The sequence below is a fragment of the Streptomyces sp. NPDC049541 genome (assembly GCF_044465725.1).
Taxonomy (GTDB): Bacteria; Actinomycetota; Actinomycetes; order Streptomycetales; family Streptomycetaceae; genus Streptomyces.
In genome coordinates this window covers 1-26,856 of record NZ_JBITLY010000017.1, presented here as the reverse complement: position 1 = coordinate 26,856, position 26,856 = coordinate 1, and the positions used below count along the sequence as shown (strand labels likewise).

Here is a 26,856-nt window from a genome sequence, read left to right as displayed (position 1 = left end):
GTCAGCCCCACTTCATCTCGCCCTTGGCGACCTTCGAGCCGATCTGGGCGGCGATCAGCATGCCGTTGTCCGGGAAGCGCTTGACGAGGGCGTCGTTCAGGGCGGCTCCGTCGGCGGCCTTGCCGAGCTCCTCCTCGAAGGCGATCAGGTAGTCGCGGGTGGCGGTGATGGCGGAGGCGTCGGCGGCGGTGCCGGGGAGGCGGTGGCCGGGGACGACCAGTTCGGGGTCGAGGACGGCCATGTCGTCGAGCAGGTCGATCCAGGCGGCGCGGTCGCCGGGGGTGGGGGTGTCGGCGACCCAGACGTGCTCCTGCTGGAAGAGCAGGACCCCGCCGAGCAGGGCGCGGTGCTCGGCCTGCCAGAGGTAGTGGCGGTCGGGCAGGCCGGCCGGGCCGCCCTTGAGCTGGAAGGTGTGGCCCTCCAGGGTGAGGTCGCCGGTCAGCGGCTCCAGGTCGACCAGGCGGGTGGGCAGGTTCGGGCCGAGCACGGCCCAGGCCTTGAGCTTGCCCTCGTAGGAGTGCTTGATGTGTTCGATGACGATCGGGGTGGCGACGAACTTCGCCTCGGGGAAGGCGTCGGCGATCACCTCGGCGCCGAAGTAGAAGTCGGGGTCGCCGTGGGAGATGAAGACGGTGGTCAGGGTCTTGCCGGAGTCGAGGATCTCGGCGGCCAGGCGGTGGCCGTCGGCGCGGGTGAAGGCGGCGTCCACCAGCAGTGCTTCGTTCTCACCGGTGACGAGGGTGGCGGTCTTGTTCTTGCTGCCGGCCGGGAAGTCGAGGTCGAGGACTTTGAAGGAGAGAGTGCTCATGCGTGCTTCCTCGGGTGAAGGGTGAGTGGTCGGGGAAATCGCCTCGCGGCGAGGTGTACGACGTGAACCGGGCCGAGATGGGAACACGGTCGAAATATCTGCCGACGCAGACAATATATCTGCTGCAGCAGAGTTTGCAACGGCAGCTTCTGCCACTCAGATCCTTCTGTCATCCTTGAGGAGTGAACGAGCAACTGCTGAACGACGACGACGTGACACTCTTCGGTCTCTTCGTGGAGGCCCACAGCCGTATCAAGCCTCTGGTGAACCGCGATCTCGATATACCGCCCACCTGGTTCGAAGTGCTGCTGCGACTGGGCCGCACCCCCGGCCACCAGCTCCGCATGACGGACCTGGCAGAGGCCGTGTCCTTCAGCTCGGGCGGCTTCACCCGGCTCGCCGACCGCATGGAAAAGGAAGGACTCATCCGCCGCGACCCCGATCCTGACGACCGGCGAGCCGCACTCGCCGTACTGACCGACAAGGGCGGTCAGGCGCTCGACCACGCACTGGCCGCCCACGTCTCCCACCTGCGCAACCACCTCGCCGGACCACTCTCAGCCGAGGACCGCCGCCACCTCAAGCGCATCCTGCGCACGCTCCGCGACGCGAACGCGTAAGTTCCTGTTCCTGATCCGGATCGCCGTCGCGGGCTTCGGACGCCGCCAGAGCCTGCCTCTGGCTCCCCATGGCGGTCGTCGGTTCAGTAGGTGTTTTGATCCCTGGCAGGTGCAGGCCGGCCGTACGCCTGGATCATCTGGGTTGTGGGGGCTGACAAGACGGCTCGGCGGTATTGCCAGGAGTGCGGTGGTCCGCTGCCGCAGACGATCGCTGCGCAGGCGTCAGCAGAACCTTGAGCGAGTCATCGCGATGCAGCGTGGCGAGCAAGCGGAGTGCCCGGTATGCGGCAGGTGGCAGGTCGTGGACGGTGGGGTGGAGCGGTCGAGGGCGGCTGTGTACCGCTCGGACCGTTGTCGGGCGCGAGCATGTCGTCAGCGACGGGCGTCTCGGAAACACCGCGGCCGAAGGCCTAGCGAACAAGTCCAGCCGGCGACCGAGCTTGGCGAGCGCGCTGCGGTAGCTGCCTCCCGGCGTCCTGGGCCCCGCTGGGCCTACGACGGCCGTCACGACCCGGTGCTGTACACCGACTTCCTCGCGCTGATCGAGGGCCGCGTCCAGGCCCAGAGCCTCACCGCCCCCCCGACCACGAGGCCACCCGTTCCTGCGCGGGCGCCGCTCTCCCTTCCCGCCATGGCCTGTCGAGGTCACCTACGACGAGCGGAGCACCGTCCTGACCTCCGCGGACGGCGAGGCCCTGCGCTTGCACCGCCCTAGGTGTATTGATCACGAGCGTTGTTGACACTCGTGATCAATACACCTAGACCCCACCGCACCCGGCAACCGCGCCCGGGCGGTGTTCGCCACCGCGCACATCGGCGGACCGGGGCGGGGGTGACGGGCGGGGCCCCGGCCTCTAGAACATGCCGTTGCCGTTGGCCGAGGTCTCCGGGACGTTCTGGATGATGTCCCAGTGCTCGACGATCTTGCCGTTCCGCACCCGGAACAGGTCCAGGATCGCCGCGCCCCGGTCTCCCGGATAGTTGACGTAGTGGCTGTGGACGGCCACCAGGTCGCCCTCGGCGATGATCCGCTTCGGGGTGACCGTCAGTTGCGGTGCCGAGGCGAAGTAACCGCCGAGGCCGGCCTTCGCGGCGGGCACGCCGTTCAGCATCTGCGGGTTGTGCTGGAGGTAGCCGGGGTCCCAGTAGCGGTCGAGGGCGCTCAGGTCCTTGTGGACCATGAGCTCGTCGAAGGCCTTGGTGACCAGCGCCTGGTTGGCCTGGGTGAGCCGGTGGTCCAGGGGCTGCGAGACCCGCGGTGAACTCAGCGTGGAGAACATGTCGTTGCCGCTGGCCGTGGTGTCCGGCACGTTCTGGATGACGTCCCAGTGCTCGGCGATCTTCCCGCCCTGGAAGCGGAAGATGTCGATGACGGACGCACCCTTAGTGCCCGGGACCAGCACCACGTTGGAGTGGAGCAGCACGAGGTCGCCCTGGGAGATGACCCGCTTCACGTCGTACTGGGCGTCGGGGAACTGCTGGTGGATCGAGGTGGCCAGGGCCTTGAGGCCCGCTGAACCGTCGGCCGCGGTCGGGTTGTGCTGGATGTAGTCCGGCCGGACGTAGCGGTCGACGACCGCGGTGTCACCGCGCTCGAACACCCTCTTGGTGACGGTGATGGCGACGGTCTTCTGGTAGCCGAGGCGGGCGGCATCGCCGTAGCCGCCATGGCCGTGCGCCGCGTGCCCGGCGGCCGGGCCGTGCGGGGCCGCCACGGCGGGTACGGCGGTCGCGCCCAGGACCGCGGCGGCGGCGAGGAAGGCGGCGGCCCGGCGGGCAGGGGTGGTGGGGGCAATGGGGGGCATGGTGCGCTCCAGTCATCTCATGCGTGCCAAAACCAAAGAGCTTGAAGATTCAAACTCTGCTTCGGCAGGTAATCACTGCAGGGCGGTTCATGTCAACCGTCTTTGCCGCCTCTCGACGTTCCTTGACCCTCCTCGACGCTCTTGCCTGGGGGGCACTCGAAGCCGTGGGCCAGGTGGTCATGAAGTACACGCAGCTCGGACGCACGGGACTCGAGGTCAGCCGCTGGCCCTCGGCACCATGAACTTCGGACCGCAACGAACGAGGCCGACAGCCACGCGATCATGGACGCGGCGGGGGACACCGGCATCGACTTCTTCGACACGGCCAACGTGTACGGCTGGGGCGAGAAGAAGGGCCGTACCGAGGAGATCATCGGCAACTGGTTCGCCAAGGGCGACGACCGACGCGACAAGGTCGCCCTCGCCACCAAGGTGTACGGCAACATGGCCGCCGACGGTCGAGTCGTGGCCCGACCACGACAAGCTCTCGGCGGTCAACATCCGGTGTGCGGTCGACGCGTCGCTCAGGCGGCTCCAGACCGACCACATCGACGTCTACCAGTTCCACCAGGTCGACCGCCGCACCCCCTTCGAGGAGATCTGGTAGGCGATCGACACCCTGATCACCCAGGGCCGAAGCGGACGGATGACGGCCAGCTTTCCGTCGCAGAGCGGACTACGAGGACGTACTGGACCCCTCGTGGTGGATCCCCACGGGAGAGCCAGCCGATGAGTGGCGAGATGCGCAGTGCCGGTAGGTGAGCGACCCTGCGCCAATGGCGAGTTGCCGCCCGGCGGCTGGTCTCACCGGAGCGGATGGGATCTGACGACGGGGCGTACTACGCCGTCGGCGAGGGGTCGCCAGGGTGGGGTGAGCGGTGGGCGGCGCCGTCCATGCCGCCCACCGAGAGGGAGACGACTCAGAGCAGCTCGATCAGCTTGTCGGTGAACTCGGCGGTGGTCGCGGTTCCGCCCAGGTCACGTGTGCGGGTATCGGTCTTGGCCAGGACCGACGCGATCGCGTCCGTGATGTCCCTGGCCGCGGCTGGGTGGCCGAGGTGGTCGAGCATCATGGCCGCGGACCAGATCGCGCCCAACGGGTTGGCGATGGCCTGGCCTGCGATGTCGGGCGCTGAGCCGTGTACCGGCTCGAACATCGAGGGGAAGTCACCCTCGGGGTTGAGGTTGGCCGCCGGAGCGATACCGATGGATCCGGCGACCGCGGCCGCGAGGTCGCTGAGAATGTCGCCGAAGAGGTTGGAGGCGACGACGACGTCGAAGCGGGCGGGGTCGAGGACGAACTTGGCCGCCAGCGCGTCGATGTGCTCCTGGTCCCAGGTGACGCCGGGGTGGTCGGCGGCCCGCTCGGCGATCAGCTCGTCCCAGAACGGCATGGTGTGAATGATGCCGTTGGACTTGGTGGCGGAGGTGAGCTTCCCCCGGCGGCGGGCGGCGAGCGAGAACGCGTAGTCGGCGATACGGGTGACCCCGGCCCGGGTGAACACCGATTCCTGGACGGCCAGTTCCTCGGGCGTGCCCTGGTTCAGCCGTCCGCCGATCTCGCTGTACTCACCCTCGGCGTTCTCCCGCACGATGACGAGATCGACCTCGCCCGGCTGTGCGCCGCGCACCGGACTGTCGATGCCTTCGAAGACGCGGACGGGCCGGAGGTTGACGTACTGGCGGAAGCTGCGCCGGATCGGGATCAGCAACCCCCACAGCGAGACATGGTCCGGCACCCCCGGGTAGCCGACGGCGCCCAGCAGGATCGCGTCCTTGTCGCGCAGTTGGTCGATCCCGTCGGCGGGCATCATCGCGCCCTCCCGCAGGTACCGCTCGCACGACCAGTCGTACGAGGTGTAGGACAGGCTGAAGCCGTGGCGGCGACCGAGAACATCGAGCACCTGCTGTGCTGGGGGGAGTACCTCGGCGCCGATGCCGTCGCCGGGGATCAGGGCAATGCGGTGGTTGGTCGTCATGCCGTCGATTGCAGCAAGGCGGTCCTCGGGGCGTCCAAGACGCAAAGCGGATATCCCTTATAAGGGGCGCCTATCAGCTGCCGGAAGCCGAGATGGCGGCCGTGACGAACGCGGCAGCCGCCGGCGACAGGCTGCCGCGGCGGCTGACGAGAGCGATGTCCAAGGTGGTCTCCGGCTCGATGTCCAGGACGCGGGCGCCCAACTGCCGGGCGAGGTCCCGCCAGGAATCCATGACCACCGCGAGCCCCACACCGGCCAGTACCAGGGGCATGAGCGACACCCGGTGCTCGGTCTCGGCGGCGACGGTGAACTCGATGCCCTGTTCCCGCAGCGCGTCGACGTAGGCGCGCATCCCGGTACCCGGCTGCCCGACGATCAGCCGCTGTCCGGCAAGCTCCTGGCACCCCACCGCCGTCCGATCAGCGAACGGGCCGTCGGCCGGCACCATCAGCACAAAGCGCTGCCGCCCCAGTGCATGGCAGACGACCTCCTTGTCGGAGAACGGCCCGGCGGACGCCAAGAGCCCCAGTTCCACGGCACCCGTGCGCACCATGTCGATCACATCCCGCGAGGTGAACGCCGCTTTGATGGCCACGGAGACGCCGGGATACCGGTGGCTGAAGGCACTCACCAGACTCGTCAGCGGCTCCACCGCCTGCGACGGCACGGATGCCACGTCCAGGCGCCCCTCCCGCAGCTCATGCACCGCCGCGACACTTGCCCGCGCCGTCTCCAGACTCCGCACGGCCTCCCGGGCAGGCTCGATCAGAGCCCTTCCGGCCTCCGTCAGCACTGCCCTACGCCCGATGCGATGGAACAACTCGGAACCGAGATCACGCTCCAGTGCCCGCACGGCCTGCGACAGCGACGGCTGCGACACGTACAGAGCCGAGGCCGCACGGTTGAACCCCCCACGATCGACGATCGCAAGGAAGTACTCCAGCTGCCGAATGTCCATTGCGCACCCTCTGCCCCTCAGCAAAGCAGCCGACGACTCGATGGTCCCGACCATGGTTGCGTGAAGGACAGCCTCGACGAAGCACGGCCCCCCGATGCGGTGACCGTTTCTGTCACCGCATCGGGGTCACAGCTGGTTGAGGCGCTCGTCGCCACCATGCGGGCCCGCCGCGGCCCGGACTCCGTCACTGGCTTCCCCGAGGCCCGTGCCTGGTGGTATGTCGAGTTCGACTGCGACGACGCGGACGCGGTGAAGGCCCGCGCCTCCGGCGCTGCTGGTCGTACAGCAGCGCCGGAGAACCTGGCTGCTCACCTGCGCGACTTCGCAAGCTCCTGACTCAAGACGCGAGGGAGCGGTGTGGAAGCCTGTGCGGTCGCCACCAGGCGGACCGTCGCCGCGGTGACGACCGCACAGGAGCCCTCGGTACGCGCAGGCCGGGTGCGGCCGGAAAGGACGGCGCCCCGGCCCGACCACGTCATCGCCGCGCCGCTCCCGATGTGCCGGCCTCCACCGCGGCCGCCCATGCCTCAAGTCCCTGGTCCACCGCCGTCTCGTCGATCACCAGGGCCGGGATCATCCGCACGACCTGGTTCCAGGCACCGCACAGAAGCAGGAGCAGGCCCTGGTCGACGGCGGCACGCTGCACGCGGGCAGCAGTCTCAGGGTCCGGACTGCCGTCCTCGGTGACGAACTCCGTGGCGAGCATGAGCCCGAGGCCGCGTACGTCGCCGATGCCTGCGGTCCGGTCGGCCACCGCCTCCAGGCCCTGGCGAAGGCGCTTGCCCATCGCCTCGGCGTTCTCGACGAGCCTCTCGTCGCGGACGACGTCGAGGGTGGCGCAGGCCGCGGCGCAGGCGACGGCGTTGGCGCCGTACGTACCGCCCTGCGAGCCCGGCCACGCCTTGGTCATCAGCTCCTCGGAGGCGGCGATTCCTGACAGCGGGAAGCCGCTGGCCAGGCCCTTGGCGGTGATGAGGATGTCGGGCGTGACGCCGAAGTGGTCGTGACCCCAGAAGCGACCGGTGCGGCCGACGCCCGTCTGTACCTCGTCGAGGATCAGCAGGAAGCCGTGGCGGTCTGCCCGCTCCCGCAGGCCCTGCATGAAGGCGCGGTTCGCGGGCACGTAACCGCCCTCGCCGAGCACCGGCTCGACGATGATCGCGGCCGTGTCGGCGGGCGAGGAGGTCGTCTGGAGCGTGTAGTCCAGCTCCTTCAGGGCGAAGCGGGTCGCGGTCTCCTCGTCCCAGCGCTCACGAGCGACACCTCCCGCCGGCCGCACATCCGTGTCCGGACCCGGCGGCTGGCTCGTGACATCCGTGGAGTACCAGGGCGAAAGCTGGGGCCGGGTGGTCATGTTGCCCGCCTCGTCACGCCAGCCCACCCCCTCGACATTCGGCCCCACCGCTGTGACGGTCCTGGAGAGAGCTGCGATGGCCCTCACCATCGCCCGCGTCATCCACCCCGTGCCCTGGGAACGCGCACACTGCAATCTCCTGCGCGACTTCGTCGAACAACGCCACCACTCCCCTGCGCCACTCCCACGCACCCCTCCTCCTCAGACGAACGCCCACGTCACGCGGCATCGTCCGCCTTCACCCGTTCCCACCTCCCAAACAGGTCGAGCCGACGAAAGAAGTCAGAAAACCGCAGGTCAAGAGCCCTTTCCAGTGGGTTCCAGGATCGCGACGCACTCCACGTGCGCGGTCATCGGAAACAGATCGAACGCCCGCAACATCCGCACCCGGTACCCCCCGTCCCGGAAGTACCCCAGGTCCCGTGCCAGCGCTGCCGGGTCGCAGGCCACGTATGCGATGCGGCGGGCGCCCAGGGAGGACAGGTGGGCGACCGTCTGACGGCCGGCGCCCGAGCGTGGGGGGTCCAGGACGATGAGGTCGACCTCGGTGATTCCGGTGCGCGGGAGTACCGCTTCGACCTTGCCCTGTTCGATCCGCACCCGCTCGAAGTCGGCGAGGTTGTGCCGGGCGTCCTCGACGGCCCGCTTGCCGGACTCGATGCCGAGGACCGCGCCCTTGTCGCCGAGCCGGTCGGCGAGGGCTCCCGCGAACAGGCCCACGCCGCAGTACAGGTCGAGCGCCATCTCGCCCTTGCGCGGCAGCAGGCCCTGCATGACCGCGGTCACCAGGGTGTCGGCGGCCTTCGGGTGGACCTGCCAGAAGCCGCCGCTGCCGACACGGTACGTACGGCCGTCCGCACGCTCTCGTACGAAGGGGCGGCCGTGGACGCGGTGCACCCCGCCGTCCTTCTCCTCCACCCGCATCACGGACACCGGCTTGTCCAGCTCGACGATCGGCAGCCGGGCGCCCGGCTTCGGCGTGAGGATCACCTGGCGGTCCTGCGATCCCGTCGCCGCGATGGCGTCGACCGACGCCATGCCCGCCCAGTCGCGCTTCTCGATGCCCAGCTCGCTGACGCCCTCGGCCGCGATCATGCAGTGGTCGATCGCCTCGACCTCGTGTGAGCGGTGCCGGCGCAGACCGGCATGCCCGTCGGCGTCCACCGCGTACTGCACCCGCGTCCGCCAGGCAGGCACCTCGCCCGCGGGCAGCTTGTCGCCCTCGGCCGGCATCACGGTGCCGTCCCAGCCGGCTTCCTCGGGCGTCAGGCCCGCGAGCCGCTGCAGCTGCTCGGCGAGCACCTCGCCCTTCAGCCGCCGCTGCGCCCCCGGCTTGGCGTGCTGCCAGTCGCAGCCGCCGCAGCGGCCGGGGCCGGCGTAGGGGCAGGGCGCCTCGATGCGATCCTTGGAGGCCGAGAGGACCTGGACGGCGTCCGCGCGCAGGAAACGGGCGCCCTCCTCGCCCTCCGTGACCCGCGCCACGACCCGCTCACCGGGCAGGGTGTGCCGGACGAACAGCACCTGGCCGTCGGCGGTACGGGCGATGCAGTGCCCGCCGTGGGCGACGGGGCCGATCTCGACCTCGTACTCCTCCCCGACCAGCGACTTCTTCGGTTCTGCCTGCATGGCGGGGTGACTCCACAACATCGAAGGGGAACTGGCGAAAGGAAACAGCCGGACAACAGCCCACCAGTCTACGTGGGTGTCGTCCGGCCGTTGACCGACGTGTGTCAGCCCTGGGAGCTTGAGGGCTCCTTCGGCCGGCCCTCCTGGGCCGGACCGCGCCGCACCGAACCCGGCGCGTTCCACTCCTGCCGCTTGCGGGCCCTGCTCTTCGCCGCCTCCGAGGACTGCAGCTGGTAGGGCACGGACGTCACCATGATGCCCGGCGTGAACAGCAGCCGGCCCTTGAGCCGGAGCGCGCTCTGGTTGTGCAGAAGATGCTCGTACCAGTGGCCGACCACATACTCGGGGATGATCACGGACACCGCGTCGCGGGGCGACTCCTTGCGCAGGCCCCTGACGTACTCGATGATCGGCCGCGTGATCTCGCGGTACGGCGAGTCGAGCACCTTCAGCGGTACGTCGATGCCGCGCCGCTCCCACTCCTCCTTCAGCGCCTTCGTCTCCGCCGCGTCGACGTTGACGGTGAGCGCCTCCAGGCTGTCGGAACGCATCAGCTTGGCGTAGGCGAGGGCACGCAGCGTGGGGCGGTGGATCTTCGAGATCAGGACGACCGAGTGGACGCGGGAGGGCCGTACGCTGTCGTCGCTCGGGCCCTCGGGCGCCGCGATCTCCGCGGCCACACCGTCGTAGTGCTTACGGATCGCGGTCATCGTCGCGTAGAAGATCACCATGCCGAGCAGGGCGACCCAGGCGCCGTGCGTGAACTTGGTGACCAGGACGACGACCAGCACCAGGCCGGTGAAGAAGGCGCCGAAGGCGTTGATCGCACGGGAGCGCACCATGTGGCGGCGGGTGGCGAGGTCCTTCTCGACGGCCAGATGACGGTTCCAGTGCCGGACCATGCCGGTCTGACTGAGCGTGAAGGACACGAACACGCCGACGATGTACAGCTGGATCAGCCGGGTCGAGTCGGCGCCGTAGATCACGGTCAGCAGGGTGGCCGCACCGGCGAGGAGCACGATGCCGTTCGAGAACGCCAGGCGGTCGCCGCGGGTGTGCAGCTGGCGGGGCAGATAGCGGTCCTGGGCGAGGATCGAGCCGAGCACCGGGAAGCCGTTGTAGGCGGTGTTGGCGGCCAGGAACAGGACCAGGGCGGTGGCCGCGGCGAGCACCACGAACAGGAAGCTGCCCTTGCCGAAGACGGCCTCGGCCACCTGGGTGATCACCGGGTTCTGCACATAGCCGGAGCCGATCGCGACGCCGTGCTTGAGCAGGTCGGTGGCCGGGTTCTCGGCCATGCGGACCTTGGTCGTCAGGGCGAGGACGATGATCCCGCAGAACATGGTGACGGCGAGCAGACCCATCGCGGCCAGCGTGGTCGCGGCGTTCTTCGACTTGGGCTTGCGGAAGGCCGGCACGCCGTTGGAGATCGCCTCGACACCGGTGAGCGCGGCACAGCCGGAGGAGAAGGCCCGCAGCATCAGGAAGACCAGCGCGAAACCGGCCAGCCCCTGGTGCTCGGCCTTGATCGTGTAGCCCGCCGTCGGCGCCCGCATGGTGTCGTTGAGCACCAGCCCCCGGAACGCACCCCACGCGATCATGATGAACACGCCGCCGACGAACACATACGTCGGGATCGCGAAGAGCTTGCCGGACTCCTTCACGCCGCGCAGGTTCATCAGCGTCAGCAGCACGATCACGGAGACGGCGCACAGCACCTTGTGCTCGACCACGAACGGGATCGCGGAGCCGAGGTTCTCGATGCCGGACGCGATCGACACGGCGACGGTGAGGACGTAGTCGACGAGCAGGGCGCTGGCCACGGTCAGGCCCGCCTTGGCGCCCAGGTTGGTGGTCGCGACCTCGTAGTCGCCGCCGCCGCTCGGGTAGGCATGCACGTTCTGCCGGTAGGAAGCGACCACGGTGAACATCAGCACGACGACCGCGAGGGCGATCCAGGGGCTGAAGTGGTACGCCGACACACCCGCGATGGACAGGACCAGCAGCACCTCTCCCGGGGCGTAGGCCACGGAGGACAGCGGGTCGGAGGCGAAGACGGGGAGGGCGATGCGCTTCGGCAGGAGCGTTTCGCCCAGCCGGTCACTGCGCAGTGCGCGCCCGATCAGAATCCGTTTGGGCACGTCGGTCAGTTTGGACACAACAGGTAATCGTAGGCGTTCGAACGGGCACCCAACCACCCTCCCCCACCCATCTGCCCTCCGAGTGAAAACACAGGGGGCTCCGGCGACGGATTCCGCAGCTCGCCACGCCCTCATGCCTATATGACAATCACCGCCCCAGTTGCCGCCCCTTGGAGGTTCCATGCATGCCACCGCAGAGCTGATCGGCGCCGCGGCGGCCCTCGTCGGCCTCGGAATCCTGACTCTTGCCAGTGTCCGCAGCATCAGCCGTCGCTGAGGTCACACGCGGTGCGGCAACCGTGCACGGGGGTGCCGTCGTCCTACCGCGCGTGTGTAGCTTGGGCGTCTGTCTGAGACCCTGATGTGGCTGAGCAGTAACTCTTGACACCGGAAGGACGGTCGTGCACATCGTCATCATGGGCTGCGGAAGAGTGGGTTCCGCGCTTGCCCAGACCCTGGAGCAACAGGGGCACACGGTCGCAGTGATCGACCAGGACCCCACGGCCTTCCGCCGCCTCGGGCCCGGATTCGGCGGCCGTAGGGTCACCGGGATCGGCTTCGACCAGGACACCCTGCGCGAGGCCGGCATCGAGGAGGCCGGTGCCTTCGCTGCCGTGTCCAGCGGGGACAACTCGAACATCATCTCCGCGCGGGTGGCCCGCGAGATGTTCGGCGTGGAGAACGTCGCAGCCCGTATCTACGACCCGCGTCGTGCCGAGGTCTACCAGCGCCTCGGCATCCCCACCGTCGCGACGGTCCGCTGGACGGCCGACCAGATGCTGCGTCGGCTGCTGCCCTCGGGCGCCGAGCCGCTGTGGCGGGACCCCACGGGCGGTGTCCAGCTCGCCGAGGTGCATGCCTCCGCCGCCTGGGTCGGCCACAAGATCAGCAAGTTGCAGGAGGAGACGGGCGTCCGCGTGGCGTTCCTGACCCGGCTCGGTGAGGCGATCCTGCCCAGCTCGCAGACGGTGCTGCAGGAGGGCGACCTGGTGCATGTGATGATGCGCACCGACGAGGTCGACAAGGTCGAGGCGTCCTTCGCCAAGGGTCCCGAAGAGGAGGGCGGTCACTGATGAGGGTCGCCATTGCCGGTGCCGGCGCGGTCGGCCGCTCGATCGCGGGCGAGCTGCTGGAGAACGGCCACGAGGTCCTGCTCGTCGACAAGGCGCCGACCGCCATCTCGGTCGAGCGCGTCCCGCAGGCGGAGTGGCTGCTGGCCGACGCCTGCGAGATCACTTCGCTGGACGAGGCGGCGCTCCAGCGCTGCAACGTGGTGATCGCCGCGACGGGCGACGACAAGGTGAACCTGGTCGTCTCGCTCCTCGCCAAGACGGAGTACGGCGTCCCGCGTGTCGTGGCCCGCGTCAACAACCCCAAGAACGAGTGGCTCTTCAACGAGTCCTGGGGCGTCGACGTGGCGGTGTCGACCCCCCGTCTGATGTCGGCCCTGGTCGAGGAAGCGGTCTCGGTCGGCGACCTGGTACGCCTGCTGCGCTTCAGCCACGGCGACGCGAACCTGGTGGAGCTGACGCTGCCGGAGGAGTCGGCCCTGGCCGGCACCCAGGTCGGCGACGTCGAATGGCCCGAGGACACGTCCCTGGTCACGATCATCCGCGGCACCCGAGTCCTCACCCCGTCCCGCGACGACTCCCTGGAGCCGGGCGACGAACTCCTCTTCGTCGCCGCCCAGGCCCGGGAGGAGCAGCTGGAGGACCTGCTGTCGGTCCGGCGCGAGGACACGGCGAGCTGATCGCCCGTCCGGTACGACGAAGGGCGCCCCTGAACCCAGGGGCGCCCTTCGTTTTGTTGTCTCAGCCCGTCCGGCGTTTGAGGACGAGGCAGTCCAGGCCGACGAGCGGGGGTCTGGGGGCGCAGCCCCCAGGGGCTACGCCTCCCGCCGGTGCCGGGCACCGCTCGGCTCGGCCTCCGCGGTAGCGGCCCGCTCCTTCTCGGCCTTCTCCTCCGCCTCCATCTCCGCGAACACGTCGATCGGAGCCGGCGCCTTCGCCAGGAACACCCAGGTGAGCCACACGGCCAGCAGGAACGGCGGAATCTTCAGCGCGACCAGCACCCAGCCCAACTGCGCCGTGTTCGCCCACCAGTACAGCGGGAAGAGAATCGCGCACTTGGCGAGCAGGATCAGCCCCCAGGCCCAACTGGCCTTGGCATACGCCTTCTTGCGCCCAGGATTGCGCGTCCGCCAGGAGAGGTTCTCCTTGAACACCGGTCCGAGGATCAGCCCGAGCAGTGGCACCCCGCACAGGGTCGTGACGATGTACGCCAGTGCCAGGCCCAGCGTGTAGAGCATGCCGGGGAGGTAGAAGTCCTTGGCGTTGCCCGTCATCATCGCGAAGACGACACCGAAGGCGACACCGAAGACACCGCTGAACGCGTGCTTGACGGTGTCCCGCATCACCAGGCGGACCACCACGAGCAGCAGGGACACCGCGAGGGCGGCGATCGCCGACCAGTGCAGGTCCTTGTTGATCGTGAAGATGGTGACGAAGAGGAGGCCGGGCAGCACCGTCTCGACCATGCCCCGCACTCCGCCGAACGCCTCGAACAGGGCGGCCTCGGTCACCGCCCGGGCTTCGTCGGCTTGAGTGTCTTCGGTCGGCTTGTCGAGCGACGTCACCGGCTACTCCCGTCCGAGGGGTCTCAGTTCGTATTTCGGATTGAACAGCACCCGGCGGCCCCGGCTGAGCGAGACGCGGCCCGATGCGATCAGCCTGCGCCCCGGTTCTATGCCCACGATGGAGCGCCGGCCGAGCCACACCACGTCCAGGGCGGCGGAGCCGTCGAACAGCTCGGCCTCCAGGGCCGGGACGCCCGCACGCGGCCGCAGGGTGACCGTGCGCAAGGTACCAGTAACCGTCACGATCTGTCGGTCGTGACAGTCACCGATCCGGGTGCATCCGGCGGTCTCGGTGTCCTCCCGCAGCTCCTCGGACTCCAGGTCCTCCTGCGAAGAGGAGAGCCGGTCGAGCATGCGCCGGAACCGGCCCACCGGCTTTTCGGATTGAGGAACAGGACTCATATCTGAAGCGTACCGGGGTGCACTGACAGCTACGTACCCCCGACCCCGGGGACCGAACCGACGCCCTCACCTCTCGAACCGGCGGGAGACAACCCCCCGGACCCCCGGCCCGCCGCACAGCTCCCCTCTCAAACCGGCACCCCATCCCCGGCTCCGTGATGCCACAGCTCCCAGGGGCCACCCCCCGGACCCCCGGCCCGCCGCACAGCTCACCTCTCAAACCGGCACCCCATCCCCGGCTCCGTGATGCCACAGCTCCCAGGGGCCACCCCCCGGACCCCCGGCCCGCCGCGCAGCTCACCTCTCGAACCGGTACCCCATCCCGGGCTCCGTGATGAAGTGCTCAGGGTGCGACGGGTCCGCCTCCAGCTTCCTGCGCAGCTGGGCCATGTACACCCTCAGGTAGTTCGTCTCGGTGCCGTATGACGGACCCCACACTTCCTGCAGGAGCTGCTTCTGGCTCACCAGCCGGCCCGTGTTGCGCACCAGCACCTCCAGCAGATGCCACTCGGTGGGCGTGAGCCGTACGTCCTTGCCTCCCCGGTTGACCTTCTTCGCGGCCAGGTCGACGGTGAACTCCTCGGTCTCCACGGTGGTCACGTCGTCCTCGCCGGCGCCGACCGGCTCGGCGCGGCGGACGGCGGCCCGCAGCCGGGCGAGCAGTTCGTCCATGCCGAAGGGCTTGGTGACGTAGTCGTCGGCGCCGGCGTCGAGGGCCTCGACCTTCTCGTCGGAGGTGTGCCGGGCGGACAGCACCAGGATCGGCACGCGGGTCCAGCCGCGCAGCCCGCGGATCACCTCGACGCCGTCCATGTCGGGCAGGCCCAGGTCCAGGACGACCACGTCGGGGTGGCGGGCGGCGGCGAGCTCCAGGGCGGTGGCGCCGTCGTGAGCCGCGTCGACCTCGTACTTGCGCGCCTTGAGGTTGATCACGAGGGCGCGCACGATCTGCGGCTCGTCATCGATGACCAGCACACGGGTCATGTGGCCTGCCTTTCGGGTTCCGCCGGGTGGACGAGCTCGGGCGCGCGCGATCCTGCCGCACGCAGGGTGAGGACCATGCTGAGGCCGCCGCCGGGTGTGTCCTCGGCGTTCAGGGTGCCGCCCATGGCCTCCGCGAAACCGCGCGCCACGGCGAGGCCGAGGCCCACGCCGGCCCCGCGCGGGGCGTCGCCGTGGCGCTGGAAGGGCTCGAAGATGCGCTCCTTGGCGTCGTCGGGGACGCCGGGTCCGCGGTCGACCACGCGTACCTCGACGCGGTCGGCGATGGCGCTGGCGGCGACCAGTACCGGGCGGCCCGGCGGGCTGTACTTGACGGCGTTCTCCACCAGGTTGGCCACCGACCGCTCCAGCAGGCCCGGGTCCACGTCGACCATGGGCAGGGTCTCCGGCACGTCCAGCTCGACGCTGTCCTCGGGCACTCCGACCAGCGCCATGGGTACGACCTCGTCGAGGTCGACCTCGCGGATCAGCGGGGTGACCGTGCCGGTCTGCAGACGGGACATGTCGAGGAGGTTGCCCACCAGGTGGTCGAGCCGGTCGGCGCCCTCCTCGATGCCCTCCAGCAGCTCCGCCTCGTCCTCCTCGGACCACGCCACGTCGTCCGAGCGCAAGGACGACACGGCCGCCTTGATCCCGGCCAGCGGGGTACGCAGGTCATGGCTCACGGCGGCCAGCAGCGCCGTGCGGATCCGGTTGCCCTCGGCCAGGGTCCGGGCCTGTTCGGCCTCCTCCTGGAGGCGCCGGCGGTCCAGTACGACGGCCGCCTGGGCGGCGAACGCGGCCAGCACCCGGCGGTCCTCGGCGGGCAGCACCCGCCCGGTCAGCGCCAGCGCCATGTGGTCACCGGCCGGCACGTCGACGTCCGCCTCTTCCGGCCGCTGCACCGCGGGCCCGAGGCCCGCACGGCCCGCGCAGGTCCACGGATCGTGGTCGCCGGCCCGCTCCAGCAGGGCCGCCGACTCCATGCCGAAGGTCTCTCGGACCCGTTCGAGGAGTTCCTCCAGACCGGTCTCGCCGCGCAGCACGTTGCCCGCGAGGAACGACAGGATCTCCGACTCGGCGCGCAGCCGGGCCGCCTGGTGGGTGCGCCGGGCGGCCAGGTCGACCACGGAGGCCACCGACACGCCGACGCCCACGAAGATCACGATGGCGACGATGTTCTTCGGGTCGGCGATGGTCCAGCGGTGCAGGGGCGGTGTGTAGAAGTAGTTCAGCAGCAGCGAGCCCAGCGCGGCCGAGGCCAGCGCGGGCAACAGGCCGCCGAGCAGCGCCGCGGCGACCGTCACCGCCAGGAACAGCAGCATGTCGTTGGCGAGTCCGAGCTGGACGGTGTTCAGGAGAACCGCGAGGAGCGCGGGGCCGAACGCACCGACCAGCCAGCCCGCGATGATCCGCGACCGGCCCAGCCGCGCCCCCCGGGCCACCGGCAGCCCGCGGCCCTTGCCCGCCTCGTCGTGCGTGATCAGGTGGACGTCGAGGTCGGGCCCCGAGTCGCGGGCGACCGTCGCGCCGACGCCGGGCCCGAAGACGTACTGCCAGCTCTTGCGCCGTGAGACACCGAGCACTATCTGCGTGGCGTTGACCCCGCGCGCGAAGGCGAGCAGCGCCGCCGGTACGTCGTCGCCGACCACGTGGTGGAAGGTGCCGCCGAGGTCCTCCACGAGGGTGCGCTGCACCGCCAGTTCCTTCGGTGAGGCGGCCGTCAGCCCGTCGCTGCTGGCTATGTAGACGGCGAGCACCTCGCCGCCCGCGCCCTTCTCGGCGAGGCGCGCGGCCCGCCGGATGAGGGTGCGGCCCTCGGGTCCGCCGGTCAGACCGACCACGATCCGCTCCCGCGAGCCCCATATCTTCGACACCCGGTGGTCGCTGCGGTACTGCTTCAGGTACTCGTCGACCCGGTCCGCCACCCAGAGCAGGGCCAGTTCCCGCAGGGCGGTCAGGTTGCCGGGCCGGAAGTAGTTCGACAGGGCCGCGTCGACCTTGTCGGGCTGGTAGATGTTGCCGTGCGCCATACGGCGGCGCAGCGCCTGGGGCGACATGTCGACGAGCTCTATCTGGTCCGCCCGGCGCACCACCTCGTCCGGCACGGTCTCCCGCTGCCGTACGCCGGTGATCGACTCGACGACGTCGCCGAGCGACTCCAGGTGCTGGATGTTGACGGTCGAGACGACGTCGATGCCGGCCGCGAGCAGTTCCTCCACGTCCTGCCAGCGCTTGGCGTTGCGGGAGCCGGGGACATTGGTGTGGGCGAGCTCGTCCACGAGGGCCACCTGGGGGCTGCGGGCGAGGACGGCGTCGACGTCCATCTCGGTGAAGGCCGTGTCCCGGTACGCCAGCTCCTTGCGGGCCACCTGCTCCAGGCCGTGCAGCATCACTTCGGTGCGCGGGCGCCCGTGGTGCTCCACGAAGGCCACCACGCAGTCGGTGCCCCGCTCCACCCGCCGGTGCGCCTCGGAGAGCATCGCGTACGTCTTGCCGACGCCCGGTGCCGCACCGAGGTAGATCCGAAGCTTGCCGCGTCCCATGGCCCCATTGTCTTCCGGTCACTGCTGCCCACGCAGCGTCGACCTTACGGCCAGCAATCGCGACAAAAGGTCCCGTCAGCGGCATCGGAGCCGTCTTTGACGGAACTCTGACGCCGTACCGCTCAGTGCTCGGCGATCTCCCCGTCGCGCAGCTCCAGCACCCGGTCGGCGAGGTCCAGCAGGGTCGCGTCGTGGGTGGCCACCAGGGCGGTGACCTGTTCGCTGTCGACGACGGCCCGCAGCAGCTCCATGACCGCGTGCCCGGTCTCGGCGTCCAGTTGGCCGGTCGGCTCGTCGGCGACGAGGAGCGAGGGGCTGTTGGCGAGGGCGCGGGCAATGGCGACCCGCTGCTGCTGGCCGCCGGACAGCTCGCCGGGCCGCTGGGCCGCGTGATCGGTGAGACCGACGAGGGCGAGCAGCAGTTCGACACGTTCCTCGCGCTCGCGCGCCTCGGCCCGGCGCAGCCGCATCGGCACGCCGACGTTCTCGGCGGCCGTGAGGATGGGGATCAGCCCGAAGGACTGGAACACGAAGCCGACGCGGTCGCGCCGCAGGGCCAGAAGTCCGTCCTCGCCGAGCTGCGACAGGTCGAGGCCGTCGACGCTCACCCGCCCCTCGTCCGGTACGTCGAGCCCGCCGACGATGTTGAGGAGCGTCGTCTTGCCCGACCCCGAGCGCCCCTTGAGGGCGACGAGTTCGCCGCGCGACACCTCGAAGGAGACACCGCGCAGGGCATGCACTGCGGCCGCTCCCTGAGCGTAGGACTTGTGGACGTTCTCGACCCGCACCATGGTCCCGGTGACCACCTGGCTCATGTGCCCTCCCCCGTGCAGCCGTCGGCCGGGCGTCAGTATCGTCACCCGGCGCCCGGTCCTTCAACGGTCGGTCAGCTCGGATTGTCCCCGTGGGTGAGGGTCTCCCAGGCGACGAAGAGGCTGTTGGTGCCGGCCGGGCGCTGCTGCTCGGTGAGCGTCTGTGTGTTGGTCATCGCGATGCCCAGGCGGTTGTGCAGGGCGTTGTAGCCGACCTCGGTGACGGGTCCGAGCCCGAGCTTCAGCGAGCCGCCGCACAGCCAGCCGGGGACGGCGGCGCCCAGCTGGTACTTGGCCTGGAACCCGAGCGCCTGCCGCAGCCGCTCGCCGACGTCGGTGCCGTACAGGTCCTGGCCCTGGATCCGGCTGGTCTCGGCGACGTGCGAGATCGCGGAGATGCCGTATCCCGTGTGGGTGAGGTCGCGGCAGGTCTCCTGGGTGAGCCCGGTGACGAAGGTGGACTGTCCCTGCCAGTAGCTGACGATCTTCGCCTTGGTGTCGAGGTTCTGGCCGGGCACCGTCTTCGGCAGATCGCCGTCGGAGGAGAGATAGACATAGGCGGCGGTACGGGTCCGGAATTTCGCCATGGCCTTGTCGTACGACGCCCTGTCCTCCAGGAAGACGGAGATGCCGATCGCGGCCTCCATCATCGACAGCTCCCAATTGCCGTTGGAGTGGGAGCCTTTGACGACCTCGGGGAGGTACACGTTGCGGAGCATGGTCGCGAAGCGGCCGGAGTTCGGCCAGCCGCCGGTGTACGTGTACTTGATGATCTCGGCGGCCCTCGGCCAGGAGGAGCCCGCCCAGCCGGTCTGCAGGGGCGCGTTGCTGTTGGTGTGCTCCTTGAGCACGGCGGACCAGGCGTCCATCAGCTCGATGGACTTCTTCGCGTACCGGTCGTCGCGGGTGAGGTACCAGGCGAGTGCGTCGGTGTACGCGGCGATCGCGTCCTGGCGCTCGTCGGTGCAGCCGTGGTCGGGGTTGGAGTAGGAGCCGCACTCGACCGTCGCACGGGGTTTCGGCGTGTGGTTCAGGTCGGCGTACTTGCTCGCCATCATCTGGTCAAAGGCACCCTTCCAGGGCTGGGCGCCCGCGTTCACCTTGGTTCGTGCGAAGTCCAACTGTGCCTTGGAGACGGTGACTCCCGGGTGCACGAAGGCGGCGGGGGCGGCGTCGGCGTGGCGGGCGACAGGCCAGAAAATCATGCACACGACAAGCGAGGAAGCGGTCGCGAGGAGTGCGGTACGGCGCATGGCGAGGGTCATCCGTTCTTATAGGTGAACGTGAAGCGCCTTTATGAACAGGCGTGTTGAGCGGAGACCGTAGGTACAGACCAATGCGCCGTCAAGGGTCCTGCACACGAAAAAGGGCCGCACCCCCTGGGGTGCGGCCCTTTCGACGTACGGCTAGCGGACCTCGGTGATCTCCGGTCCGCGCTGCAGCTGCCCCATGCCGCCGGAGAAGCGCGAGCCCTCCTCCTGCAGGACACCCTCGGGGACCATCTGGGCGTCGTTCGGCAGCTTCAGGACGATCGGGTCGCGGGGCGCCATCGGGCCCTCGCCGCGGACCACGACCGTGTCCCGGAAGATCTGCTCGAGCAGGCCGGCCGCCTGCGGCTGCACCGCGCCCTGGCCGGAGATCACGCCGCGCAGGAACCAGCGGGGACCGTCCACACCGACGAACCGCACGACCTGGAAGCCGCCCGTGCCGTCCGGCAGCTGGACCGGCACCTGGGCGCGCAGCTCCCAGCCGAGCGGGCCCTCGACCTCGTCGACGATGCCACCCTGCTGAGTGATGCCGGCGCCGATCTCCTCGCGCACCTCGGCCCAGATGCCCTCGCGCTTGGGGGCGGCGAAGGCCTGCAGCTGGATGGCGCTGTCGCGCAGCACGACGGTCGCCGCGACGATCGCGTCACCCGCGACCTCGACCCGTAGCTCCATGCCGTCGACGCCGGGCACGAAGAGACCGCCCAGGTCCACGCGGCCCTCCGCGGGGTCGCGCACCTCGGAGTCGTCCCAGGGGCCGTCCGGCCGCGGCTCGGGCTCGAGCCTCACGCGCTCGCGCTCGCCCTCTTCGTCGTCCGCCTCAGTGTCGACAAAGTCGACGACCTGCTCGGCCTCGCCGGCCGCGTCCTCGGCGGCACCCTTCTTGTTGCGACGTCCGAACACGTCACTGTCCTTCCCGGTCGGATACGACCGAAGCGTATCGATTCCCACCCGTAGTGCCGCCCACGGCGGCCTGACCGATTGTGCTGCTCGTCCCGGCCACCGCCGCATGACCTCCGGTGGACCCGAAGCCCCCTTCGGCCCGCGCCGAGCCGGGAAGCTCCGCGACCTCCTGGAAGCGGACCCTCTCGACTTGCTGGACGACCAGTTGGGCAATCCGGTCGAAGCGCTCGAACCGCACGGCCTCGCGCGGGTCGAGATTCACCACGATCACCTTGATCTCCCCACGGTACCCGGCATCAACCGTCCCCGGGGCATTCACCAGGGCGACACCGCAACGGGCGGCGAGCCCGGACCGCGGGTGCACGAAGGCCGCGTACCCCTCCGGGAGCGCGATCGACACCCCCGTGGGCAGCACGACCCGCTCGCCCGGCTGCAGTTCACACGCCTCGGTGGTACGCAGATCGGCGCCCGCGTCACCGGGATGTGCGTACGACGGAAGCGGTACGTCGGGGTCGACGCGCCGGATCGCTACGTTCACGGGGTCACGGCTCACGGGTTCACCTCGAAGGCGCGGGAGCGCCGGATCTGGTCCGGGTCGTTCATGGCGGCGCGGATCTCCTCCGGGCGGCCGTTGTCGATGAAGTGGTCGACCTTCACCTCGATGAACAGCGCGTCGGCGCGCACGGCCACGGGCCCGTCCGGGCCGCCGATGCGCCCGGTGGCGGACGAGTAGATCTTGCGGCCCGCCACCGCCGTGACCTCGGCCTCCAGGTACAGCACCGTCCCGACCGGAACGGGCCGCACGAAGTCCGTCTCCAGCCGTCCGGTCACGGCGATCGTCCTGAGCAGCCAGTTCAACGAGCCGAGGGTCTCGTCCAGGGCGGTGGCCAGCACCCCGCCGTGGGCCAGTCCGGGCGCCCCCTGGTGAGCGGGCTGGACGGTGAACTCCGCGGTGATGGTGACGCCTTCGCCGGCCCGTGCCTCCAGGTGCAGTCCATGGGGCTGCCCGCCGCCGCATCCGAAACACTGTTCGTAGTGGGCACCGAGCAGCTCACCGGGCGCGGGAGCGTCAGGGTGCCGCACCGGTTTCACCGCGTCGGCGGGAGGCTGAAGAGCTGGGGAAGTACCACTCACAGCCGCAGACCTTACCCGCGCGTCCACCAAATCCGGACACCGTGCCAAGCTTGGCTGCATGCAGCTCTCCGCCACCCCTTACGAAGAACGCCTCACCGCCCCCCGCTCGTGGTGGCTGATCTCCTTCCTGGTGGGCGTCTCCTTCGCCCTGATCCTGCTGCCCTTCGGCACCCTGCCGCTGCTCGGCGGCCTGGTCGGCGGCACGGCGGCGATGGCGGTCGCGGCGAGCGCGTACGGCTCGGTCCGCATCCGGGTGGTGGCCGGCTCGCTGATCGCGGGCGAGGCGAAGATCCCGGTGACGGCGCTGGGCGAGGCGGAGGTGCTGGACCCGGAGGAGGCGCGCGCCTGGCGCACCTACAAGGCCGACACCCGCGCCTTCCTCCTGCTGCGCGCCTACATCCCCACGGCCCTGCGCGTGGAGGTCACCGACCCCGAGGACCCGACGCCGTATCTGTACCTGTCGACGCGGGAGCCGGAGCGTCTGGCTGAGGCGCTGAGGACGGCCAGGGAGGCCGTGGCGTAACCCCGCTCAGCCCGCTGAGCCGTCCCCCAGCTCCAGCGGCCGCTCCGGGGCTTCCAGGGGCGGGAGGTCGGGGAGTGCGTCCCAGGGCACCTGGACCTTTCTCAGGTCCCCCCGGATCCGCGCCGCGAGCTTCTTGGTGTCCCGGCGGTTCATGACCGCCCCCACGGCGGCTCCCACCATGAAGGGCATGAGGTTCGGCAGGTCGCGGACCATGCGTTTCATGATCCGCTGGCGCAGTTCGCGCTTCATGGGGCCGTTCAGCGCGGAACTCACGGTCGACGGCTTGGTCACGTCGATCCCGCGCTCTCCCGACCAGGAGTTGAGATACGCGGTGCTGCGCTGCTTGAGGTTGCCGGGCGGGCGTACGCCGTAGACCTCGTGGAGTTCGGCGATCAGTTTCAGCTCGATCGCCGCGACCCCGGTGATCTCGGCGGCCAGTTCCGTCGGCATCGCGGGCGGTACGGGCAGCATCGCCGCCGCTCCGATCCCCGCGCCGACCGTCGAGGTGGCGGCCGCCGCTCCCGCCACGAGCTTGTCCGCGAGCTGCTCGGGTCCCAGGCCGGGGAACTGTCTGCGGAGCGCCGCGAGGTCCCGTACGGGGATCCGCGGGGCGTTCTCGATGATCCTGTCCGCGACATACGCCAGGCCCGCCCTGGCGGCGCTGCCGCCCTTGCGGACGCCTGCCCTGGCCTTGTCGCGGATCACCGCGGCCCGTCTGGCGCCGGGCACGCGGGTCTGCGGCGTGGCCGGGAGGTCGGCCCGGCCGGCCGCCGGTTCGAGCGAGGCCGATCCTGTGGGCCCTTGCGTACCCGGTGTCGCACCGGATGGGCCCCGCTCGTCGTCACGCGCGCCGTGAGGGCCGCCGGACGGCCCTTCGTCCGCTCCCGGCAAGGGGGAGCGGCGCTTCCAAGGAGGGGTCGAGCCGGTCACGGCCGACCCGGCCTCAGTCGCAGTCGCGGCAGATCGGCTGACCGTTCTTCTCGCGGGCCAGCTGGCTGCGGTGGTGCACCAGGAAGCAGCTCATGCAGGTGAACTCGTCCTGCTGCTTGGGCAGCACCCGGACGGCCAGCTCCTCGTTCGAGAGGTCCGCGCCGGGCAGCTCCAGGCCTTCGGCGGCCTCGAACTCGTCGACGTCCACAGCGGAGGTCGACTTGTCGTTACGCCTGGCCTTGAGCTCTTCAAGGCTGTCCGAGTCGACGTCGTCGTCGGTCTTGCGTGGGGTGTCGTAATCCGTTGCCATGTCGCTCTCCCCCTCTGGGTGTCTGCGGTGTCTCCAGCGCACGTAACGCGTGAGAGGCCGGACTTGTGCCCGACCCGAGGCGGAGATTTTGCCTCACATCAAGGTCTGTTACTCAATCGACACCCAACCGGACTCCTCAAGAGTGATCGGCTTGGATGGCGAACGGGACCGTACACGGTCCCCCTACCGCACTTCAAAGGCGCCTCACCCTGTACTTCCCGTGATCAGGACACCCGAAAACCCGGATTTTCCCGGCTTTACGGCAGTCCTCATGATCACGGAGAGTAGATGGCCAGAAAATCGCCCTTGTGATCGATCACACATGGGATGCTCCGTTCGGCGGCCAGAAAATTCCGCGCAAAGCGAACATCCCCGTGTGTCGGCGACATGATCTCAGATCGGCAGCGCGACGCGCATCACGAGGCCACCCCCTTCACGGGGCTGGGCCGAAATGTGCCCGCCGTGGGCCCTGGCCACCGACCGGACGATGGAAAGACCGAGGCCGACGCCCTTGTCGCTGCCCGTGCGCTCCGTGCGCAGCCGCCGGAAGGGCTCGAAGAGATTGTCGATCTCGTACGCCGGTACCACCGGTCCGGTGTTCGACACCACCAGGACCGCCTGGCCGTGCTGGACCTCGGTGGTGACCTCGACCCAGCCGTCCTCCGGCACGTTGTACCGCACGGCGTTCTGTACCAGGTTCAGCGCGATCCGCTCCAGGAGCACGCCGTTGCCCTGCACGACCGCGGGCTTCTGCTCGCCGCGGATCACCACACCCTTGGCGTCCGCCTCCGAGCGCACCTGGTCGACGGCCTGCTCGGCGACCTCGGCGAGGTCCACCGGCTTGCGCTCGACGATCTGGTTGTCGCTGCGGGCGAGCAGCAGCAGGCCCTCGACGAGCTGCTCGCTGCGCTCGTTGGTCGCCAGCAGCGTCTTGCCGAGCTGGTGCAGCTCCGCCGGCGCGTTCGGGTCGGACAGGTGCACCTCGAGCAGCGTGCGGTTGATCGCGAGGGGGGTGCGCAGCTCGTGCGAGGCGTTGCCGACGAAGCGCTGCTGGGCGGTGAAGGCGCGCTGCAGGCGCTCCAGCATGTCGTCGAAGGTGTCGGCCAGTTCCTTGATCTCGTCGTCCGGGCCGTCCAGCTCGATACGGCGGGACAGGTCCGAGCCGGCCACCGCGCGCGCGGTGCGCAGAATCCGGCCGAGCGGGGAGAGCACCCGGCCGGCCATGGCGTAGCCGAAGGCGAAGGCGATGATCGCGAGGCCGAGGAGTGCGAGCAGGGAGCGGCTCAGCAGGTCGTCGAGGGCATGCTGGCGCTGGATGGCGTCGCACTGCTTCAGGATCGAGCTGACCTCGCTCAGCGGTGCCGAGTTCACGGCGGGGCAGGTAGTGCTGGTGATGTCGAAGTTGCCGGACACCGAGAACGCCTGGCCACTGCCCTCATGGAGGGCCTGGGCGGCCAGCAGATAGATGATCGACAGCAGCAGGATGCCGGCGATCAGGAACATGCCGCCGTACAGCAGCGTGAGGCGTATGCGGATGGTCGGGCGCAGCCAGGGGAACGGCGGCTCGGGCTTCCGGGGGTCCCAGGTGGGCTTGGGCGGTGCCGTGGGGAGAGCGGGTGTTGCGGCCATCGCGCATCAGATCCGGTAGCCGGAGCCGGGCACGGTGACGATCACGGGCGGCTCGCCCAGCTTGCGGCGCAAGGTCATGACGGTCACGCGCACGACGTTGGTGAACGGGTCGGTGTTCTCGTCCCAGGCCTTCTCCAGGAGCTGCTCGGCCGAGACGACGGCGCCCTCGGAGCGCATCAGCACCTCCAGGACGGCGAACTCCTTGGGCGCGAGCTGCACCTCCTTGCCGTCACGGAAGACCTCACGGCGGTTCGGGTCGAGCTTGATGCCCGCGCGCTCCAGAACGGGCGGCAGCGGCACACTCGTACGCCGGCCGAGGGCACGCACGCGTGCGATGAGCTCGCTGAACGCGAAGGGCTTGGGGAGATAGTCGTCGGCGCCGATCTCCAGGCCCTCGACGCGGTCGCTGACATCGCCGGAGGCCGTGAGCATCAGCACGCGCGTGGGCATGCCGAGTTCCACGATCTTGCGGCAGACGTCGTCGCCGTGGACGAGCGGGAGGTCGCGGTCGAGGACGACCACGTCGTAGTCGTTGACGCCGATGCGCTCCAGGGCGGCCGCACCGTCGTACACGACGTCGACGGCCATGGCCTCCCGGCGCAGTCCGGTGGCCACCGCATCGGCGAGCAGCTGCTCGTCCTCGACGACGAGTACGCGCACGTCGCTTGTCCTTCCTGTGTCCACCCGCGTAGCGCCTGCAAGGGCACACGCGGGCAGGGGTCTTCATGAGTGTGTGCCTCCATCCTGCCCTTTTCGGTCATAAGTCGGCGGTAAGGCGGGGAGCGCAGGATGAGCGCAGGATGAAGGACAGGTGTGAGACCCGGGAATGCGAGATTTTCTCGGCGGGTTGAGGTTTCCGTGGAAGGAAGCGGGGGGAGGACGGTTCATACCCCGCGATCACGCTCTGCTAGTGCCGCAACACCATGCGGCACGGCGCAATCCGCTTTCCGCAGAGTGGGCGTGGGTGTCCGGCACCGTCGCCACCCCCGGCGCCCGTGTGCCGGGCACCTGATGGAGACGTGATCGCCCCTTCCCAACGGCACACCCCCGTGCCACCGACCCACGACCCAGGACGAGGGGGCGCAGCATGGACGCATTCACCGCAGGACTTCTGCAGCGCATAAGGACGACCGAGTCCGACCTGACGCGGGCTCGCGACGAGGGCGACGACTTCCTCGTCGAGGTGGAGCAGGGCGAGCTCGACGACCTGCGCCGCCTCGCCGCCGAGCACGGTGTGGAGGTCGGCGCCTAGCGTCTGCGTCTGATCAGCGCGTACGTACGACAGCGGCCCCCGGCGAATCCAGCGCCGGGGGTTTGCTTGTGGCGCCTCCTTTGGGTGGGGGGGGGCGGCGGGGGGGGGGCCCGCGGGGGGGGGGGGGGGGGGGGGGGGGGGGGGGGGCACTGGTGGGGGTCCTTCTGCTGCCCTTGGTGTGGGTGTCGCACGAGCAGGCGGGGCAGGTGGGCTGGCTGGTGACACCCGGGTGGGACCAGGCGG

25 protein-coding genes and 2 pseudogenes are annotated in these 26,856 nt (G+C 69.7%); 7 read left to right on the top strand and 20 right to left on the bottom strand.

Annotation, left to right across the window (positions count from 1 at the left end; translation table 11 throughout):
* Position 1: 1 nt before the first annotated feature.
* Positions 2-808, bottom strand: coding sequence for an MBL fold metallo-hydrolase (locus ACIBW9_RS39245; protein WP_398962638.1), 807 nt, complete (start codon positions 806-808; stop codon positions 2-4).
* Between the two features lie 182 nt (positions 809-990).
* Between ACIBW9_RS39245 and ACIBW9_RS39240 the strand changes: the two genes are divergently transcribed.
* Positions 991-1,428: a MarR family winged helix-turn-helix transcriptional regulator gene (locus ACIBW9_RS39240; protein WP_398962635.1), complete on the top strand. Its 438-nt coding sequence runs from the start codon at positions 991-993 to the stop codon at positions 1,426-1,428.
* An 854-nt stretch (positions 1,429-2,282) separates the two neighbouring features.
* Here ACIBW9_RS39240 and ACIBW9_RS39235 read toward each other — a convergent pair.
* On the bottom strand, positions 2,283-3,233 hold the full coding sequence (locus tag ACIBW9_RS39235; RefSeq protein ID WP_398962633.1) for a nuclear transport factor 2 family protein: 951 nt from the start codon (positions 3,231-3,233) through the stop codon (positions 2,283-2,285).
* 179 nt (positions 3,234-3,412) lie between these two features.
* Between ACIBW9_RS39235 and ACIBW9_RS39230 the strand changes: the two are divergent.
* Positions 3,413-3,837: pseudogene (locus tag ACIBW9_RS39230) on the top strand (aldo/keto reductase); the annotation flags it as partial.
* 316 nt (positions 3,838-4,153) lie between these two features.
* Here the strand turns inward: ACIBW9_RS39230 and ACIBW9_RS39225 are convergent.
* Positions 4,154-5,212 (bottom strand): tartrate dehydrogenase, encoded by a 1,059-nt coding sequence (locus ACIBW9_RS39225; RefSeq protein ID WP_398962630.1) that lies wholly within the window; start codon positions 5,210-5,212, stop codon positions 4,154-4,156.
* 73 nt (positions 5,213-5,285) lie between these two features.
* Positions 5,286-6,170: a LysR family transcriptional regulator gene (locus ACIBW9_RS39220; protein WP_398962627.1), complete on the bottom strand. Its 885-nt coding sequence runs from the start codon at positions 6,168-6,170 to the stop codon at positions 5,286-5,288.
* A gap of 60 nt (positions 6,171-6,230) precedes the next feature.
* Here ACIBW9_RS39220 and ACIBW9_RS39215 point away from each other — a divergent pair, with 60 nt between their 5' ends.
* On the top strand, positions 6,231-6,506 hold the full coding sequence (locus tag ACIBW9_RS39215; protein ID WP_398962625.1) for a hypothetical protein: 276 nt from the start codon (positions 6,231-6,233) through the stop codon (positions 6,504-6,506).
* Positions 6,507-6,645: 139 nt separating this feature from the next.
* Here the strand turns inward: ACIBW9_RS39215 and ACIBW9_RS39210 are convergent.
* From ACIBW9_RS39210 to ACIBW9_RS39200, 3 genes and pseudogenes are all read right to left on the bottom strand, one after another.
* Positions 6,646-7,425, bottom strand: a pseudogene (locus tag ACIBW9_RS39210) (aminotransferase class III-fold pyridoxal phosphate-dependent enzyme); the annotation flags it as partial.
* A 396-nt stretch (positions 7,426-7,821) separates the two neighbouring features.
* Complete coding sequence (locus tag ACIBW9_RS39205) at positions 7,822-9,150, bottom strand: class I SAM-dependent RNA methyltransferase (RefSeq protein WP_398962623.1); 1,329 nt, start codon at positions 9,148-9,150, stop codon at positions 7,822-7,824.
* Positions 9,151-9,254: 104 nt separating this feature from the next.
* A complete protein-coding gene (locus tag ACIBW9_RS39200; RefSeq protein WP_398962620.1) occupies positions 9,255-11,309 on the bottom strand; it encodes an APC family permease in 2,055 nt (684 codons plus the stop codon).
* Positions 11,310-11,692: 383 nt separating this feature from the next.
* Between ACIBW9_RS39200 and ACIBW9_RS39195 the strand changes: the two genes are divergently transcribed.
* The gene (locus tag ACIBW9_RS39195) at positions 11,693-12,364 is read left to right on the top strand and encodes a TrkA family potassium uptake protein (protein WP_030939613.1); all 672 of its coding nucleotides are present in this window, start codon (positions 11,693-11,695) and stop codon (positions 12,362-12,364) included.
* Positions 12,364-13,041, top strand: coding sequence for a TrkA family potassium uptake protein (locus ACIBW9_RS39190; RefSeq protein WP_099931848.1), 678 nt, complete (start codon positions 12,364-12,366; stop codon positions 13,039-13,041). Before ACIBW9_RS39195 ends, ACIBW9_RS39190 begins: the two co-directional genes overlap by 1 nt.
* A gap of 135 nt (positions 13,042-13,176) precedes the next feature.
* On the opposite strand, the gene ACIBW9_RS39185 is transcribed toward ACIBW9_RS39190, so the two are convergent.
* The 9 genes from ACIBW9_RS39185 to ACIBW9_RS39145 form a co-directional block, all read right to left on the bottom strand.
* Positions 13,177-13,926 (bottom strand): DUF3159 domain-containing protein, encoded by a 750-nt coding sequence (locus ACIBW9_RS39185; RefSeq protein ID WP_398962616.1) that lies wholly within the window; start codon positions 13,924-13,926, stop codon positions 13,177-13,179.
* Positions 13,927-13,929: 3 nt separating this feature from the next.
* Positions 13,930-14,328, bottom strand: a complete 399-nt coding sequence (locus tag ACIBW9_RS39180) for an OB-fold nucleic acid binding domain-containing protein (RefSeq protein WP_398962614.1) — start codon at positions 14,326-14,328, stop codon at positions 13,930-13,932.
* Positions 14,329-14,625: 297 nt separating this feature from the next.
* Positions 14,626-15,312: a response regulator gene (locus tag ACIBW9_RS39175; protein WP_398962611.1), complete on the bottom strand. Its 687-nt coding sequence runs from the start codon at positions 15,310-15,312 to the stop codon at positions 14,626-14,628.
* Entirely contained in the window at positions 15,309-17,855 is a 2,547-nt protein-coding gene (locus ACIBW9_RS39170; RefSeq protein ID WP_398962608.1) for an ATP-binding protein, read from the bottom strand. Before ACIBW9_RS39170 ends, ACIBW9_RS39175 begins: the two co-directional genes overlap by 4 nt.
* A gap of 122 nt (positions 17,856-17,977) precedes the next feature.
* Entirely contained in the window at positions 17,978-18,670 is a 693-nt protein-coding gene (locus ACIBW9_RS39165; RefSeq protein ID WP_398962605.1) for an ABC transporter ATP-binding protein, read from the bottom strand.
* Between the two features lie 71 nt (positions 18,671-18,741).
* Positions 18,742-19,872, bottom strand: coding sequence for an alginate lyase family protein (locus ACIBW9_RS39160; RefSeq protein ID WP_398962602.1), 1,131 nt, complete (start codon positions 19,870-19,872; stop codon positions 18,742-18,744).
* A 201-nt stretch (positions 19,873-20,073) separates the two neighbouring features.
* Entirely contained in the window at positions 20,074-20,835 is a 762-nt protein-coding gene (locus tag ACIBW9_RS39155) for a DUF3710 domain-containing protein (RefSeq protein ID WP_398962599.1), read from the bottom strand.
* A gap of 1 nt (position 20,836) precedes the next feature.
* Positions 20,837-21,388, bottom strand: a complete 552-nt coding sequence (gene dut, locus ACIBW9_RS39150; protein ID WP_398962596.1) for a dUTP diphosphatase — start codon at positions 21,386-21,388, stop codon at positions 20,837-20,839.
* Positions 21,385-21,969 carry a PaaI family thioesterase gene (locus tag ACIBW9_RS39145; RefSeq protein WP_398962593.1) on the bottom strand — a complete coding sequence of 195 codons (585 nt, stop codon included), beginning with the start codon at positions 21,967-21,969 and terminating at the stop codon, positions 21,385-21,387. The genes dut and ACIBW9_RS39145 overlap by 4 nt, the downstream gene beginning before the upstream one ends.
* 58 nt (positions 21,970-22,027) lie before the next feature.
* Between ACIBW9_RS39145 and ACIBW9_RS39140 the strand changes: the two genes are divergently transcribed.
* Positions 22,028-22,492: a DUF3093 domain-containing protein gene (locus tag ACIBW9_RS39140; RefSeq protein ID WP_398962590.1), complete on the top strand. Its 465-nt coding sequence runs from the start codon at positions 22,028-22,030 to the stop codon at positions 22,490-22,492.
* Between the two features lie 6 nt (positions 22,493-22,498).
* Here ACIBW9_RS39140 and ACIBW9_RS39135 read toward each other — a convergent pair whose 3' ends face one another.
* The 4 genes from ACIBW9_RS39135 to ACIBW9_RS39120 all read right to left on the bottom strand — a co-directional run bounded on the left by ACIBW9_RS39135 (position 22,499) and on the right by ACIBW9_RS39120 (position 26,021).
* The gene (locus ACIBW9_RS39135; protein ID WP_398962587.1) at positions 22,499-23,422 is read right to left on the bottom strand and encodes a hypothetical protein; all 924 of its coding nucleotides are present in this window, start codon (positions 23,420-23,422) and stop codon (positions 22,499-22,501) included.
* Positions 23,423-23,435: 13 nt separating this feature from the next.
* Positions 23,436-23,732, bottom strand: a complete 297-nt coding sequence (locus ACIBW9_RS39130; protein ID WP_005481602.1) for a DUF4193 domain-containing protein — start codon at positions 23,730-23,732, stop codon at positions 23,436-23,438.
* A 393-nt stretch (positions 23,733-24,125) separates the two neighbouring features.
* On the bottom strand, positions 24,126-25,361 hold the full coding sequence (locus tag ACIBW9_RS39125; RefSeq protein WP_390699668.1) for a sensor histidine kinase: 1,236 nt from the start codon (positions 25,359-25,361) through the stop codon (positions 24,126-24,128).
* A gap of 6 nt (positions 25,362-25,367) precedes the next feature.
* A complete protein-coding gene (locus tag ACIBW9_RS39120) occupies positions 25,368-26,021 on the bottom strand; it encodes a response regulator transcription factor (RefSeq protein WP_003993508.1) in 654 nt (217 codons plus the stop codon).
* 427 nt (positions 26,022-26,448) lie between these two features.
* Here ACIBW9_RS39120 and ACIBW9_RS39115 point away from each other — a divergent pair, with 427 nt between their 5' ends.
* Complete coding sequence (locus tag ACIBW9_RS39115) at positions 26,449-26,613, top strand: hypothetical protein (RefSeq protein ID WP_016432180.1); 165 nt, start codon at positions 26,449-26,451, stop codon at positions 26,611-26,613.
* Positions 26,614-26,856 lie beyond the last annotated feature (243 nt).

Bases quoted from the DNA above. Each gene is read 5' to 3' on its own strand.
- ACIBW9_RS39115 (WP_016432180.1), top strand. From the start codon at position 26,449: ATGGACGCATTCACCGCAGGACTTCTGCAGCGCATAAGGACGACCGAG.
- ACIBW9_RS39190 (WP_099931848.1), top strand. From the start codon at position 12,364: ATGAGGGTCGCCATTGCCGGTGCCGGCGCGGTCGGCCGCTCGATCGCG.
- ACIBW9_RS39220 (WP_398962627.1), bottom strand. From the start codon at position 6,170: ATGGACATTCGGCAGCTGGAGTACTTCCTTGCGATCGTCGATCGTGGG.
- ACIBW9_RS39170 (WP_398962608.1), bottom strand. From the start codon at position 17,855: ATGGGACGCGGCAAGCTTCGGATCTACCTCGGTGCGGCACCGGGCGTC.
- ACIBW9_RS39165 (WP_398962605.1), bottom strand. From the start codon at position 18,670: ATGAGCCAGGTGGTCACCGGGACCATGGTGCGGGTCGAGAACGTCCAC.
- ACIBW9_RS39175 (WP_398962611.1), bottom strand. From the start codon at position 15,312: ATGACCCGTGTGCTGGTCATCGATGACGAGCCGCAGATCGTGCGCGCC.
- ACIBW9_RS39125 (WP_390699668.1), bottom strand. From the start codon at position 25,361: ATGGCCGCAACACCCGCTCTCCCCACGGCACCGCCCAAGCCCACCTGG.
- ACIBW9_RS39205 (WP_398962623.1), bottom strand. From the start codon at position 9,150: ATGCAGGCAGAACCGAAGAAGTCGCTGGTCGGGGAGGAGTACGAGGTC.
- ACIBW9_RS39225 (WP_398962630.1), bottom strand. From the start codon at position 5,212: ATGACGACCAACCACCGCATTGCCCTGATCCCCGGCGACGGCATCGGC.
- ACIBW9_RS39130 (WP_005481602.1), bottom strand. From the start codon at position 23,732: ATGGCAACGGATTACGACACCCCACGCAAGACCGACGACGACGTCGAC.
- ACIBW9_RS39140 (WP_398962590.1), top strand. From the start codon at position 22,028: ATGCAGCTCTCCGCCACCCCTTACGAAGAACGCCTCACCGCCCCCCGC.
- ACIBW9_RS39160 (WP_398962602.1), bottom strand. From the start codon at position 19,872: ATGATTTTCTGGCCTGTCGCCCGCCACGCCGACGCCGCCCCCGCCGCC.
- ACIBW9_RS39180 (WP_398962614.1), bottom strand. From the start codon at position 14,328: ATGAGTCCTGTTCCTCAATCCGAAAAGCCGGTGGGCCGGTTCCGGCGC.
- ACIBW9_RS39235 (WP_398962633.1), bottom strand. From the start codon at position 3,233: ATGCCCCCCATTGCCCCCACCACCCCTGCCCGCCGGGCCGCCGCCTTC.
- ACIBW9_RS39245 (WP_398962638.1), bottom strand. From the start codon at position 808: ATGAGCACTCTCTCCTTCAAAGTCCTCGACCTCGACTTCCCGGCCGGC.